Raw genomic sequence first — 13782 nt, forward strand, 5'->3', positions numbered from 1 at the left:
TAAAATAAAATCAGACTAATTATTATATTTCAAGAAAATATTTTTGATTTTAGTAGCTATATACCCAACAATAAATATTAGGAAATTTAGAAATAACTTTAGGCAAGCTTTCTAAGCTAATAATGAATAAGCAACTGCACGTCCAAGTACTCTTCCAAGTCTGCAATCTCGTTGCTGATAGTCGGCTGCGTTATTTCCATTTGCTGTGCGACACCCCTACTTTTCATGCAAGTAATGCGATATTGTACAAGCTGGGTGTAGGGAAAATCAAATTTACACCCTACCTTGCGCCCCTGCACCCAGCCATAACTCAAAAGTGACTGCATCAGGACAAATGTAATGGACAATAACCGCTGGACATTAACAGGAAGAAAAGCCTTGATTACCGGAGCAACTAAGGGAATTGGACTGGCGATCGCCCAAGAGTTCCTTTCCCTTGGTGCTGAGATTATGATTGTTGCCAGAAATGCACAAGCGGTCAACAAGCAGCTTGAAAACTGGCAATTGCAAGGATGGAAAGCTCATGGAATTGGCGCAGATGTTACGATATCTGATGGTCGTCAGGCAATCATTGAACAAGTCAATCAAACTTTAGGAGGATTAGATATCCTCGTCAACAATGTTGGCACCAACATTCGCAAAAAGGCACTGGAATACACAGAACAAGAGTATGAATATATATTTCAAACCAACTTAACCTCTACATTTGAAATGTGCCGACTTGCCTACCCTTTGCTTAAAGTCGCAGACAACAGTAGCATTGTTAACGTTGGTTCGGTTGCTGGGTTAACCTCGGTTGGCACAGGCGCACCTTATGGGATGACAAAAGCAGCGCTTGTACAACTGACTCGTTCTTTAGCTGTAGAATGGGCAGGAAACCAAATTCGGGTAAATACCGTTGCTCCCTGGTTTATTCTCACCCCTTTGACTGAACCTCTGTTAAGCAATTCAGATGTATTAAACTCTGTTCGAGCGCGCACTCCAATGGACAGAGTTGGGACACCAGAGGAAGTCGCAGGTTTAGTGGCGTTTTTGTGTATGCCAACAGCTACTTATATTACTGGACAGTGTATTGCAGTTGATGGTGGGTTTTTAGCCTTTGGTTCCTAAATAAGCACCATTCCCACTAAACCAGCAATCACACCAATCCGCAGCAATTGTGTCACCAGTGCTTTTTTAGGGTGCAAATCTGGATACGGATTTCCTACTGAGTATTTTTGTTACTACTTTGAGGACGAACAACGTATTGATAAGCGGGTAAATTGATAGCAATTGGTTTTACTCTTCCCTGAGCAACCATTGTTTGATAAATTAAGGCAGCAATCTCGCCACGAGTAGCAGGCTTAGTAGGGTTGAGAATTTTTCGGTTCGGGTAGTTGACCACTATGTTTGATTTGGTTGCGCTTGCGACATCACCAACAGCATATTGAGGAATCTTGTTAGCATCTGCGTATGAGTTGGTGATAATAAATGACGCAGGACGGTTAAGATTTGCAGCCTGATTATTTCTGGTTTGTGGAGCTGCTGCACTAGGAGGTGTGGCTGTTGCATTGGCTCTAGGAATTAAAAGAGGCTGCATTAAGGTTGTTATCGCCAATGGGAAGAACACAAATCGCCTTTTTGTTTGTCGTTTGGTTGCTTGGGTCGTAGCTGCTGGGGTAGTGCTAGAAGCTAGATTCAAACCTTTGGATAAAGCAACTATTGCCTCAACTTTAGTGACATCTTGATTTGGACGGAAGAAACCACCAGGATAGCCAGTCATAAATCCTTGTTGATAGGCTGCCTTAATTGGAGGAGCAGCCCAATAGTTAGCCGGAACATCTTTATAGACAGAACCGCTTGCTATCTGCCTCCTTGGTGGTTGCTGAAAAGCCTTGTTAATAATTGCAGCAAACTCATCACGATTGACTACCTGTTGTGGTCGAAATGTGCCATCAGGATATCCATTGAGAATATTTCTTTCAGCCAAACCTTGAATAAATGGCTGCGCCCAATAACTAGGTTTAACATCAGGAAAAGTAGTCGGCGTTGAAGTTTGGGCATAAGTTCCTATCGGTGCATCTGCAAGAACGGCTAAACATAAAGTTGCTAAAGATACACTGAGCGATAAAAACCACAGTAACTTGTTCATGAGAACTGCCCCCGAATACATCTGATGCTTTTATAAAGCTAATTAATTTCAGTTATTCATTTATCTATCTGCTGATCTAAAGGTATATCTCTACAAAAAGAGAACAGCTTCTATGCAACCAAAATCAATAAAATTTAAAAGACTAATAATTTGCTATAAATAACTTTATAAAATTTTATGTAAGATAAAAGAAACATTGAAGATAATAGTTTTCAATGTATATCTTCCACATCTTCTCTCTTAAAATAAAAAGGTAAAAAGTAAAATATTTTTACCTTTTACACTTAACTGTGCAAAACGTTTGCATCCTATGAACGCTTGTTAAAAATTAGTATTATTTAGCGATCGCCTATTGGATTTAGATCCCCAACAAATTTCAACAAATCTGCCATCGTAAACGTCCCCATATGTGAGGAAGTTTTGGAAACATCCTACCAAACTTACCTGTAGGTGCAAATTCACCTAGGGGAAAGTTATCACCGTTGCGAGGACTAAATCCGTGTCCGTTTCTTTTAAGCATGTGTGTTGCCTTGTTGTTTTGGCTGAATGTCCAACGGGAAGAAGTTTAGGAATCCCAAGGACTTTTATGTCGTATCAGTATGATTGTCGGGATAACTAAGCTATGAGAGTACCCTTGAGGGTGCATTTTTTAGATACAAAACAAAGAAACCCGATTTCTGAAAGAAACCGGGTTTTTTTACCCTTCAATTGGTAACAAACTACTTCACAGCAGTTTTTGGTTCTTGTTGGGGTACTTGCTGACTTTGTGTGGGTTTAAGCTGTTGTTCCAAAGCGGGTGGCGTTGCCTGACGGAAAGCTCCACAATAGTGCATCGTCATCACAGCTTTGAAAGCCCAGTGGTTGGGTGAAACATCGCTAAACGGTACAGGCAAGGTTTCTGCCTGGTTCTGGATACAGGCATTGAGAACTTGATTTGGTTTAACTGGGCTAGCACTAGGGGTTTCTTGAGCTTTCACAGGAGTCACTAAGCCAGCAGTAGTTAGTACTACAGCAGTGACTAAAATCCTAAGGTTCATGCTGCATTCATCAGTTCTAGGTGGTAGGAAACATTGTAACTATTATGAGTAGTACAACTAATCCAACAACCCACAGTATTAACGCCCCCCAACTAACAGAATCTTCTTGTAATTTATGCCACAAATTTGTAACAAAATTATTACGGACTGCCATTTTACACCCTCCGATTTTTAGTGAGCTATTACCAGACGCCACTAATCGAGCTTGAACTCAGTTATGTTAATTTTGTTCTTGGAAATGCGAGCGTTCATTTCTCACTTCCAAGGACTAAGTAACTGAGATTTAAGTAAATTCATGGAGCGCAGATGCATGCGTTCCTCTAAGCGCACTCCTTTGCTTAAAAAAGAAAAATTTCCAAAAAGACATTTGTTGCTTCTAAATGGTATTTTCCCATACGTAAGCGTTTACACTCCCTAATTTTGCGATTTTGAGAAAATTCTTAATGCTTTCTTGCAGTTGTTTAACCCAAAGATTTAAACTCTACAATCTTACATAGAGCACACAAAAACACAATATTTACACGGATTTATTCTTAATAGGTTAACATCAGAAATGACGAGTCTATTCACACTAGACAACGATTATTAGTTTAAATCAGTGAGCAAGAAATGGTGCAACAAATAAGACTAGGTACACCTCAATTTATCTGCGTAATTCCAATTGAAACGATAACAGGAAATCAAGAGGAAGAAATAATGACTTTTGGTGTGTCTGCTGATGAGGCAAAACATCAAGCCGAGGAATTGTTAGCAAATAATTACGGATGCAATCAAGCGCAAGTTGTGGAATTGATGCAGCAGGCGAGAATTGAACCAATAGGTCAATGGTGTTCTGCAAAAATAGGGAGTGGCGAGTAGGGGCGCAATGCCTTCCCGTACAGCAATCCTCGGGACTCACAAATTATCAGCAATGACATCCATGCAACTATTCAAGACGCTACTGCGAGTTCGGCACTACGAGATGGACGCTCTAGGACACGTCAACAATGCAGTCTACCAAAACTACCTAGAACAGGCAGCAATTGAACACTCGGAACACTTGGGTTTAACCCTTGATGTCTATCAGCAACTAGGCGGTGTATTTGTGATGCGACGCGTAGAAATTGATTATCTGCGCCCAGCAGTAGCAGGTGACACACTGGAAGTCACCACTTGGTTAAAAGAAATGCGCGGTACCCGTGCCTATCGGCAGTATGAAATTCGCAAACAAAACCAAGATAATTTGTTAGTCACCGCTGAAGCTCTATGGGTCTGGGTAGACGCTAAGACAATGCGCCCCCGACCTATTCCTGATATATTGCTAGAGAAATTCTTGCAGACACAGCAGGCAAAATTATGAATGATGAATTATGAATTCTAAGTTTTTTATCATTCATAATTTTTCTGCCTTTGCGCTTCGTACAACATCAAAGCGGCGGTAATTGCTACGTTTAAGGACTCTACTCTTGGAGAGACAGGAATTTGCACTTGCAAATCTGCGATCGCTGTCAACTCTGGCGACAAACCAGCACCTTCATTGCCCAACAAAATCAAACTGGGTTTACGCCAGTCTACCTGCCAATAAGTTAAAGTCGCACTGGGCAAAGTTGCTACAACCTGCATTCCGGCTTGCCTACTTTGCTGTACTGTCGCTTTTAAATCAGAACTCACCGCCATTGCTAGGCGAAACCACTGTCCAGCGGAAGCACGTAATACTTTCGGGTTGTCTAAATCCACACTATCTTCACTGAGCCATAACCCAGAAGCCTCAGCAGCAGCAGCAGTGCGAATCATCGTACCCAAGTTGCCTGGATCTTGTACAGTTTCCAATGCTAGCACGATACCAGTAAACGGCACTTCCCCAACGCGATAACCCCTTTTTGCCGTCGCGACGACCCCATCCGGTTGCACGGTGGTGGCGATCGCCTTTAAAATGTCTTCACTGACAATTTCTGCGCGATCGCAAAGTTCACAAGCTTTTTCCCACAGCACAGGATGAGCATCTTGCCATTCTGGAGTGCTACACACCGCTTCTAACGGGTAATTTACTGCACAAGCTTCTTCTAACAGATGCGTTCCTTCCAACAAAAATAACTGCTGATTGTGCCGTTCTTTTGAGGAGTGCAATTTGCGAATTTGCTTAACCAGGGGATTTTGTAAACTTGTTAGCATCAAAGTCCTAATTTCTGACTTCTGAGTATCCATTTGTGCTCTTACTCAGGACTCAGTACTTGTATGCGGAACCCGGGACTTGAACCCGGAAGCCTTGCGGCACTAGAACCTGAATCTAGCGCGTCTGCCAATTCCGCCAGTTCCGCGAACATTTCTATTTCTTGACCGTCTCTGATTATGACTCAATTATTTAATTGTGTCAAGGCATTATTTCTCAGAGGATCTAAATCTAAATGAGATTATCACCTTACTTAGTACTTTTTTTTGACAAAAATCTCGAATCACCGTACAGCATGGGTTTAGGTTGTCCTCTCCTGCTGTGAGGAAATTTCTCGACGTTAGATGTCGTGCAAAAATGTAGACAATCAAAAACTATCGTGTAGAATCGAAACCAACCTCAAACGTACAAAATCAACAGTTTTTTTTGGAGGGTAGGCGTATTATTCCTTCTGGCAGCTTACCAGATGCTAAATCTTCTCCTACAGCAGACTCCTCAGTCCTGCAAATATGGGGTGGGCATCGTTTGCAAGGTCATGTAAAAATTAGCGGGGCAAAAAATTCAGCACTGGTTATCATGGCTGGGGCCTTGCTATGTTCAGGCGAATGTCGCATCCGCAACGTGCCGTTATTGGCAGACGTAACACGCATAGGTCAGATTTTATCGGCTTTAGGTGTTAGCTTACAACAAACCGGAGACATCTTAGACATTGATGCCAGCGACATAAAAACATCAAAGGCTCCTTATGAATTAGTTACCCAGTTGAGGGCAAGTTTTTTTGCCATTGGTCCGATTCTGGCACGGCTGGGAGTCGCGCAGATGCCGTTACCGGGAGGATGTGCCATTGGCGCAAGACCAGTGGATCTGCATGTCCGAGGACTGCAAGCAATGGGAGCTGAAGTCCAGATTGAGCATGGCATTTGTAATGCCTATGTTCCTGGCAGCAGCCGCAGGTTAAAGGGCGCAAAAATATACTTGGATCTCCCTAGTGTAGGAGCCACAGAAACTCTAATGATGGCGGCTACCCTTGCAGAGGGCGAAACCATTATCGAAAATGCTGCACGCGAACCAGAAGTTGTCGATTTGGCGAATTTCTGTATCGCCATGGGAGCAAAAATATACGGTGCCGGAACCAGTACGATTACAATCGTTGGTGTTCCAAAGTTGCACTCCACTGAATATAGCATTATTCCCGATCGCATTGAAGCAGGCACGTTTTTGGTGGCAGCAGCAATTACCGGTTCAGAGCTTACCCTCTCGCCAGTCGTGCCAGATCATCTGCTACCGATAATTGCCAAGCTCCGAGATATTGGAGTGCCAATTATACAGGAAGCAGCTGACTGCTTACGCACCCTGAGGGCAGAAACACTGAGGGCAACTGATATTGAAACTTTGCCCCATCCTGGCTTCCCCACAGATATGCAAGCGCCGTTTATGGCTTTGCTGACACTTGCCGAAGGCGACAGTGTGATTAATGAATCTGTGTTTGAGAATCGTTTGCGCCATGCCTCAGAGTTAAATCGCTTGGGGGCAGATATTCGCGTTAAAGGCAACGTTGCCTTTGTTCGGGGAGTGCCGATGTTGTCGGGCGCACCCGTACTAGGTACAGATTTACGGGCATCAGCTGCATTAGTTTTGGCAGGACTAGCAGCAGAAGGCAAAACTATTATTCAGGGACTGCGTCACCTAGATCGGGGCTACGATAGACTTGATGCCAAGTTGCAGCAATTGGGAGCTAGAATTCAGCGCGTGTCGGTAACAGCGACAAAGACAGAAGCTGCTCCCAGCACAATCAATCCGCAAGCGTCAATATCTACTTAGTAGGTAAGTACAAAAACACTATAAAAGCAACAGGACAAGGAAGGTATTTCTTCCTTGTCCTGTTGCTATAGCTATACTGTTTGTGTGGGGCGGTTCTAAAATCAGTCCCATCTATCACAATTCCATTATTTCCCCAGCTTCCTTCGCCATGTTACCGTACAACACTCAACTGATTGGTCTCAAAGCAGATTCATTTCGTCATCCGCTAGACCTAGAGGCAACCAAAGCACTCAAGCGCCTCCCTGGCTTGGATATGATGGTGCGAAATGTCTTGGGACCGTTGGCGGAGCAGGTTTTCTATGTGGAAAACATCGCTTCTAGCGTTCTTGTCGGTGAAAAACAACTGCCCCATCTGCATCGGCTGTTGTTAGAAGCCTGCAAAATACTGGATATAGAACCACCCCAGCTTTATATTAGACAGCATCCGGCTCCCAATGCCTACACCTTTGCTATGCGGGGAAAACAGCCTTTTATTGTGGTACACACTTCCCTGATTGATATGCTCGAACCAGAAGAAATTCAGGCGGTGATTGCCCATGAATTGGGACACCTCAAGTGTGACCACAGCGTTTACCTGACTCCAGTAAATATATTAATCTTAGCTGCGGCAGTGGTGCCCACCGTCGGAGCGTTTCTTGCTCAAGCAATACAAGCACAACTTTTAGAATGGGTACGCTGTGCAGAGTTTACGTGCGATCGCGCAGCATTGTTAGCAACTCAAAACCCCAAAGTTGTCATGTCAGTGTTGATGAAACTTGCTGGGGGTTCGCCTACCTTAGCACCGCAACTCAACCTGGAGGCTTTTATTGCCCAAGCTCGTGCTTATGATGATATTAGCAAGACCGAACTGGGTGAGATGGTCAAAACTGCTCGAACGGCTCAGTTAACTCATCCAGTGCCAGTCCTAAGGGCAAGAGAAATTGATCGCTGGGCAAGCAGCCAAGAATATCAAAAGTTGTTGCAAAATCACAAAATAGAGTATAATAGCGAGAGTGCTACCAAGGGCGGGTGGCGAAACTGGTAGACGCACCACACTCAAAATGTGGCGACCTTGCGGTCATAGGAGTTCGATTCTCCTCCTGCCCACTGTTGTAAAGGCGCTATAGGTTATATGTAGAAACGTGCCAGAAGAAATGGGTAGAGACATACCATGGCAAGTTTCTACATATTATAAAATTAGCAAACTGAAGAAAATTATACAGCCAATCTACTGACTCCAAATAATCTTGGTAGTTAAAGAACAAATTCTTGACCCCGTGCAACTCTATTAAGTAGCACGCAATCATCTTTTTATCTCCACAAATTGAATAATTGCCCATCACAGAGCGACTACTATAGCAATCCTATTTGAATTGTGAGATTTTTCGTGTTAGCGCAGCGTCTGGGACAGGAGAAACCTGTCCTTAGTAAGCCAGCGCAGCCGAGTTGGTTTCCAACTGTCACGGCGACTGGCGTAAGCGCAAAGCGTGCCGCAGGCATAGGCGCAGCCTCTGGGGAGGAGATACCCGAAGCAATCATCATTAGTGGTTTCTCACATTCGCGTAGCGTGCCCGTAGGGCTTATGATTTAGGACTGCTATAGACATTGTTTCAACTATAAATAGAAAATATAGCTTGCCTGAAGGCTAAATTGGGCTGGGAACTTTACGGTAAGCAGAGTCAAAACTTTTTCTAGTAAGGATTATCTTCATTAAAGATTTTTATGTATTTTTTTTTGAGATTTATACATCTCATTCCGGATAACCGTTGAGATATGATGACTCCTTGTAAGGAGTGTAAAGAGTATGTAAACCTCAGTACTATTACTGATAAGAAAGACTCAGATGACAAACGTTAAAAACGAGAATAGCCCCAAGTAAAAGGCTAGAAGTTTCAAAATTGAAGAATACTTTTGTTTGTTAGAAATGAATTAAGATTATCTCCTCTGTGAACTGTGACAAAAGAAGTACAGGGTTATTGTTTATTCTGGATTGTGAGTAAATTATGTAGATGTTGTAGCGTATTTCGGCGTGCTGTTTAGGTAATGAACGTTAAATCTGTACAAATTCAGGCATTCTTCTTATCCATGTTTGACGACAGAATAACTAAGAACTATAATAGAGATAGACAACATTATTGACCAGGAAAAATACCTCTCGATCTTTATAGTAAGAGAGGTTGGATTATCTACCTATTGTTTAATTTCTGAAAGCAAGAAAAGAAAAGCGCTATGCGACTCAAAAGATGGGAGTCTCCCCGGCGAGAAGGTCGGAATGACAAGGGTAAAGGCGGTTCTGCAAGACAGAGACAACTTAAGAAACAGCAGCAAATGCTTCGGAAGAAACTCAAGGAGGGTAATAACCCAGATAGTACAAAACCAAACAATAGTAATAAAGAGAAGCCAGGGGGAAGAAAATTTAATCTTCCCCCTTATTTTTTCCTTTTATCCCAAGCAAAAGCCAAGTCTGTGATTGCCCATCACACAGTTTATGAAAGTTATATGAAGAGCGTTGCTTGCTTCATAAAGCAGTCTTTTGAGGCATTTTACTAAAAAAGTATCTTCAATTACAATTTTCATTCGCACTCTTCAAACCTCAAGATTTGTCAGCTTCATTGTCTGTAACTTTGCTGAACAGACTTCATTTTTTTACTGAATAGATATTGATTTCGTTTTATTAAGGCTTATATAAAAAAAATCAAAAGTGATATGAAGTTAATGTAAAGATTGCAAAAAAAAAGATAAGAATGCTGTTTTTTAGAGTAAATTGCTATACAGGCTAATGTGAATGAATTAATACCAGGGAATTGAGCGATTTACTGTAAAAGCTACTGCATCTCCATGTGTTAACTTGCGACCGTTAACCGAAAGTTGAAGCAAGTCAGAAATATAATCTGACACCTTCATTCTCTGGTATGGTCTAGAAGATGTTTTGTTCTCTGTTAAACACAAGGAGTGACTTTATGGTAGGAAGAGCTTTTCTACCTACTCAAAGAGTTCTTGATTTTCCGATTACTGCCTTACGCTTTGACGAACAGATACAAACAATGTTGAGGTGGGCTAGTGCCCACGAGAGTAAGACTATATGTATCGCTAACGTACATATGCTGATGGAGGCTTATTGGAATCCAGACTTTGGTACTGTTTTAAAAAATGCGGATCTTGTCACTCCTGATGGTATGCCTCTCGTGTGGATGATGAGGCTTTTAGGAGCTAAATACCAAGACCGCGTAGCAGGCATGGATGTTTTACAGGCATCATGTGCGCTTGCTCAAAAACTGAATGTCAGCCTTTATTTCGTGGGTTCTCAAACAGAAATTCTTTCTCGCATGAAAGAAAGGTTGGAACAGGAATTTCCCAATCTGAAAATTGCAGCTATGGAACCCTTGCCATTCCGTCCCCTGACTTCAACCGAAGATGATGCATTGATTCAAAAAATTAACTCCAGTGGCGCGGGTTTAGTGTTTGTCTCTTTGGGATGTCCAAAGCAAGAAAGTTGGATGGCTCAACACAAAGATAAAATCCAGGCTGTGATGATTGGGTTGGGTGGTGCTTTTCCTGTGTATGCAGGAATCCATAAAAGAGCACCCCGCATGGTACGAGAGTTAGGTTTGGAATGGCTTTATCGGTGGATACAAGAACCCCGTCGTCTTTGGGGTCGTTATACAAAGACTATTCCACCGTTTATCTGGTTGGCTTTTAAGCAACTGTTGACGTCAACTTCTTTTATCAGTACGCCATTTCATATTCGCGAACGGTACTTGGGATGGAAGAATTAGATTGGTGATTGTGCTGATTTAAGAGTTTCCAGTCATTATTTTTTTGAATCAAAGTCCAAAGTAGTATCAGTATATCTTTTGATGGAAATGTCCTGCTATGCAGGAAAATCTTTGAAAGAATCCGATAGGATATCTTACGAGGAAATACCAAGATCATTTCTCATCAGGGGCGCATCTAATTATACCTTATCAACAAATGCTTAGTTGAACCTTGTAGCAATTTAGGTGGCTTAAAGTTAAACTAGGAAGGAATACTTACTGAAGACAAAGATTTCTGAAGGAAGGAACTAGAAGAACAAAAACGATCAAGACCGCTAGATTTTGACAACTCAAAAGGTAATTTTTATATTACCTATCTTGTATTGTTAAGAACAAACTCGAGAAGATGCAAACTTTTTTGGTAACTGGCGGAGTTGGTTTTATCGGTTCTAACTTCATTCTGAAAGCTAGACAAGAACAATGGGCAAACATTATCAATCTCGATAAGTTGACCTATGCGAGCAATCCTCAAACTGTAGCTCAGTTGCAGGACGATTCTGGATATCATTTTGTCCGTGGAGACATTGGTGATATTCAACTGTTACATCATGTTTTAGAGCAATACCAACCTGACGCAATTATCAACTTTGCTGCTGAGAGCCATGTTGACCGCTCAATTCTCAGCCCCCAAGATTTTATTCAAACAAATGTAGTAGGAACATTCCAACTTTTGGAAGCGAGTAGAGCCTACTGGGAAAAATTATCCCCCCAGAAGCGAGAGCAGTTCCGTTTCTTGCATGTGTCCACCGATGAAGTATACGGCTCACTCGGTTCAACAGATCCAGCCTTTCGAGAAGATACCCCATACGCTCCCAACAGTCCCTATGCTGCATCAAAAGCAGGGTCTGATCATCTTGTACGAGCTTACTTTCATACCTATGGTCTCCCCACTTTAATAACCAACTGTTCTAACAACTACGGTCCACGCCAGTTCCCCGAAAAACTAATTCCCCTGATGATTCTCCATGCTTTAAATGGTAAATCTCTACCAATCTATGGTGATGGACAAAATATCAGAGACTGGCTGTATGTCGTTGATCACTGCGAAGCCCTCTACATAGTTTTGAAACACAGCCGTATTGGAGAAACTTACAATATTGGTGGTAACAACGAGCAGAAAAACCTAACAGTCGTTGAGAAAATTTGTGCAATCTTAGATGAGTTAGCTCCTAAACCCGACTTTCGCCACTCTTCTCTGATTACTTATGTGAAAGACCGCCCCGGTCATGATCGGCGATATGCTATTGATTGTAGCAAAATTAGCTCAGAATTGGGTTGGCAGCCAAAGGAGAACTTTGAGAGTGGTTTGTTGAAAACCATTCATTGGTATCTAAGCAATCCGACTTGGGTTGAGCAAGTCCAATCAGGTGCCTACGCACAATGGATTATGCACAACTATGGAGATAGGGAAGCAGTATTATCAAACTAACGAGATACCGACCTATCTGTTGGAGTGAATCTTCAACTACCCCGCCCTGCCTAACGGCTGAGGACGGGGATTGCTAAGAACAAACTTAGCAACGCAAGTGTTGAATAGCCCACTGAGACTAACTGCGGTTAAAACTTCCAAATACTTCCCCAGTTTGGAAATACTTTAAGACCTTTTGTTAGGTCGTCGGGCCCTTGCCAAGACATCTGTAGTTAGTTGGGCGAGGGGACATCAACTCTGAAAGGAGAATTATCTTAAATGCGAATTCCGGTAATTTCAAAAGGTGGCAAACCACTCATGCCTACGACTCCTAGTCGTGCTAGACGTTGGATAAAGGATAGTAAAGCAATCAAAAAATGGTCAAAGCTAGGCGTATTCTACGTACAGTTAACCGTTGAACCAAGCAATACCAAGACTCAACCTATTGTTATTGGACTAGACCCTGGCAAGCTTTACTCTGGGGTTGGCGTCCAATCTTCCAGATTCACGTTGCTGATGTTGCACCTTGTCTTACCATTCAAAACCGTAAAAGACAGAATGGAGCAAAGAGCGATGATGCGACGTGGTCGTAGAGGGAGACGCATCAACCGCAAGTTGCCATATATTCAACGCGCTCATCGTCAAGCACGATTTGATAACCGCAAACAAAAGAAAGTTCCTCCTAGTATTCGTGCTAACAAAACGCTTGAACTACGGGTATTGAGCGAAATAGTCAAGCTTTATCCAGTTCAAGGCATCATTGTTGAACGTGTTATGGCACGAGGGGACAAAGGATTTAGCCCTGTCATGGTTGGGCAATTATGGTTACGTAAACAAGTAGAAAAGCAATTCAGTATTGAGCCGTCAACTATTCAGGGGTGGGAAACTTCTAACTTGCGTAAACAGTTAGGATTGCCCAAAGACAAACAAGACAAGTCACGCCAAACACCAGAAACTCACGCAGTAGATGGTGTCACAATTGCGGCTAGCCGTTGGGTTAAGTACGGAATAACGTCAATTAACGGTATGGGTTGGAAAGGTCAAATCAATATCACTCCCTCCCAATTTGTTATTGTTAAGCGCCCACCTGTTTCAAGTCGTCAACTACACCTCATGGTTCCGGCAAAAGGCGGAGTGAGGCGCAAGTATGGCGGGACCGTAACTCGTCACGGATTTCGGAAAGGTGATTACGTCGAAGCCACCCAAGGAGCTAAAACTTTTTGTGGATGGGTGAGTGGCGATACCGAAAAACAAGTTTCTGTAAGTGATGCGTCCTGGAAGCGTCTTGGACAATTCACTGCTAAGAAAGTCCGATTGATACAGCGAAGCACGGGGTTAATCGTGCTGTCAACTCGGAGATTGTCAAACCTCCTCCCGTTGAAGGAGTCGGTTTGACCCACTATCCCTCCCCGCCTTGCTTCGCTGAAGGCGGGGTCTCTCGT

At 42.7% G+C, this 13782-nt stretch carries 14 protein-coding genes and 2 tRNA genes; 11 read left to right on the plus strand and 5 right to left on the minus strand.

From position 1 onward, the window contains the following. Positions 1-116: 116 nt before the first annotated feature. Entirely contained in the window at positions 117-326 is a 210-nt protein-coding gene (locus MAS10914_RS36650) for a helix-turn-helix domain-containing protein (RefSeq protein ID WP_017317140.1), read from the minus strand. Positions 327-339: 13 nt separating this feature from the next. On the opposite strand from MAS10914_RS36650, the gene MAS10914_RS0116930 reads away from it, so the two are divergent. Beyond that, positions 340-1110 (plus strand): SDR family oxidoreductase, encoded by a 771-nt coding sequence (locus MAS10914_RS0116930; RefSeq protein WP_017317141.1) that lies wholly within the window; start codon positions 340-342, stop codon positions 1108-1110. 94 nt (positions 1111-1204) lie between these two features. Here the strand turns inward: MAS10914_RS0116930 and MAS10914_RS0116940 are convergent, their stop codons facing one another. Continuing rightward, the gene (locus MAS10914_RS0116940; RefSeq protein WP_017317142.1) at positions 1205-2131 is read right to left on the minus strand and encodes an S-layer homology domain-containing protein; all 927 of its coding nucleotides are present in this window, start codon (positions 2129-2131) and stop codon (positions 1205-1207) included. 719 nt (positions 2132-2850) lie between these two features. Further along, positions 2851-3168, minus strand: coding sequence for a hypothetical protein (locus tag MAS10914_RS0116945; protein ID WP_017317143.1), 318 nt, complete (start codon positions 3166-3168; stop codon positions 2851-2853). Positions 3169-3777: 609 nt separating this feature from the next. On the opposite strand from MAS10914_RS0116945, the gene MAS10914_RS0116950 reads away from it, so the two are divergent. Both MAS10914_RS0116950 and MAS10914_RS0116955 read left to right on the plus strand, forming a co-directional pair. Beyond that, the gene (locus tag MAS10914_RS0116950; protein ID WP_017317144.1) at positions 3778-4026 is read left to right on the plus strand and encodes a hypothetical protein; all 249 of its coding nucleotides are present in this window, start codon (positions 3778-3780) and stop codon (positions 4024-4026) included. A 61-nt stretch (positions 4027-4087) separates the two neighbouring features. Next, positions 4088-4507 carry an acyl-CoA thioesterase gene (locus MAS10914_RS0116955; RefSeq protein WP_017317145.1) on the plus strand — a complete coding sequence of 140 codons (420 nt, stop codon included), beginning with the start codon at positions 4088-4090 and terminating at the stop codon, positions 4505-4507. A 29-nt stretch (positions 4508-4536) separates the two neighbouring features. On the opposite strand, the gene MAS10914_RS0116960 is transcribed toward MAS10914_RS0116955, so the two are convergent. Further along, positions 4537-5319, minus strand: a complete 783-nt coding sequence (locus MAS10914_RS0116960) for a TrmH family RNA methyltransferase (RefSeq protein WP_026082610.1) — start codon at positions 5317-5319, stop codon at positions 4537-4539. Between the two features lie 64 nt (positions 5320-5383). Continuing rightward, positions 5384-5465 (minus strand) — tRNA-Leu (locus MAS10914_RS0116965). 278 nt (positions 5466-5743) lie between these two features. Between MAS10914_RS0116965 and murA the strand changes: the two genes are divergently transcribed. From murA to MAS10914_RS0117005, 8 genes are all read left to right on the plus strand, one after another. Beyond that, positions 5744-7138 carry a UDP-N-acetylglucosamine 1-carboxyvinyltransferase gene (murA, locus tag MAS10914_RS0116970; protein WP_017317147.1) on the plus strand — a complete coding sequence of 465 codons (1395 nt, stop codon included), beginning with the start codon at positions 5744-5746 and terminating at the stop codon, positions 7136-7138. A gap of 148 nt (positions 7139-7286) precedes the next feature. Continuing rightward, positions 7287-8162, plus strand: coding sequence for a M48 family metallopeptidase (locus tag MAS10914_RS32900; protein ID WP_026082611.1), 876 nt, complete (start codon positions 7287-7289; stop codon positions 8160-8162). Next, a tRNA-Leu gene (locus MAS10914_RS0116980) sits at positions 8141-8224 on the plus strand. Before MAS10914_RS32900 ends, MAS10914_RS0116980 begins: the two co-directional genes overlap by 22 nt. Before the next feature lie 280 nt (positions 8225-8504). Beyond that, entirely contained in the window at positions 8505-8708 is a 204-nt protein-coding gene (locus MAS10914_RS0116985; protein WP_156818177.1) for a hypothetical protein, read from the plus strand. 638 nt (positions 8709-9346) lie between these two features. After that, positions 9347-9667 carry a hypothetical protein gene (locus tag MAS10914_RS32170; RefSeq protein WP_017317149.1) on the plus strand — a complete coding sequence of 107 codons (321 nt, stop codon included), beginning with the start codon at positions 9347-9349 and terminating at the stop codon, positions 9665-9667. Between the two features lie 410 nt (positions 9668-10077). Continuing rightward, entirely contained in the window at positions 10078-10893 is an 816-nt protein-coding gene (locus MAS10914_RS0116995) for a WecB/TagA/CpsF family glycosyltransferase (protein ID WP_017317150.1), read from the plus strand. Between the two features lie 385 nt (positions 10894-11278). Further along, positions 11279-12361, plus strand: a complete 1083-nt coding sequence (gene rfbB, locus MAS10914_RS0117000) for a dTDP-glucose 4,6-dehydratase (protein WP_017317151.1) — start codon at positions 11279-11281, stop codon at positions 12359-12361. 258 nt (positions 12362-12619) lie between these two features. Beyond that, positions 12620-13735: an RRXRR domain-containing protein gene (locus tag MAS10914_RS0117005; RefSeq protein ID WP_017317152.1), complete on the plus strand. Its 1116-nt coding sequence runs from the start codon at positions 12620-12622 to the stop codon at positions 13733-13735. Positions 13736-13782: the final 47 nt, after the last annotated feature.

The sequence above is a fragment of the Mastigocladopsis repens PCC 10914 genome (assembly GCF_000315565.1).
GTDB lineage: Bacteria > Cyanobacteriota > Cyanobacteriia > Cyanobacteriales > Nostocaceae > Mastigocladopsis > Mastigocladopsis repens.

Excerpts from the sequence above, each read along its gene's own strand:
- MAS10914_RS36650 (WP_017317140.1), bottom strand. The coding sequence starts at position 326 with ATGCAGTCACTTTTGAGTTATGGCTGGGTGCAGGGGCGCAAGGTAGGG.
- MAS10914_RS0116930 (WP_017317141.1), top strand. The coding sequence starts at position 340 with ATGGACAATAACCGCTGGACATTAACAGGAAGAAAAGCCTTGATTACC.
- MAS10914_RS0116940 (WP_017317142.1), bottom strand. The coding sequence starts at position 2,131 with ATGAACAAGTTACTGTGGTTTTTATCGCTCAGTGTATCTTTAGCAACT.
- MAS10914_RS0116945 (WP_017317143.1), bottom strand. The coding sequence starts at position 3,168 with ATGAACCTTAGGATTTTAGTCACTGCTGTAGTACTAACTACTGCTGGC.
- MAS10914_RS0116950 (WP_017317144.1), top strand. The coding sequence starts at position 3,778 with ATGGTGCAACAAATAAGACTAGGTACACCTCAATTTATCTGCGTAATT.
- MAS10914_RS0116955 (WP_017317145.1), top strand. The coding sequence starts at position 4,088 with ATGCAACTATTCAAGACGCTACTGCGAGTTCGGCACTACGAGATGGAC.
- MAS10914_RS0116960 (WP_026082610.1), bottom strand. The coding sequence starts at position 5,319 with ATGCTAACAAGTTTACAAAATCCCCTGGTTAAGCAAATTCGCAAATTG.
- MAS10914_RS32900 (WP_026082611.1), top strand. The coding sequence starts at position 7,287 with ATGTTACCGTACAACACTCAACTGATTGGTCTCAAAGCAGATTCATTT.
- MAS10914_RS32170 (WP_017317149.1), top strand. The coding sequence starts at position 9,347 with ATGCGACTCAAAAGATGGGAGTCTCCCCGGCGAGAAGGTCGGAATGAC.
- MAS10914_RS0116995 (WP_017317150.1), top strand. The coding sequence starts at position 10,078 with ATGGTAGGAAGAGCTTTTCTACCTACTCAAAGAGTTCTTGATTTTCCG.
- rfbB (WP_017317151.1), top strand. The coding sequence starts at position 11,279 with ATGCAAACTTTTTTGGTAACTGGCGGAGTTGGTTTTATCGGTTCTAAC.
- MAS10914_RS0117005 (WP_017317152.1), top strand. The coding sequence starts at position 12,620 with ATGCGAATTCCGGTAATTTCAAAAGGTGGCAAACCACTCATGCCTACG.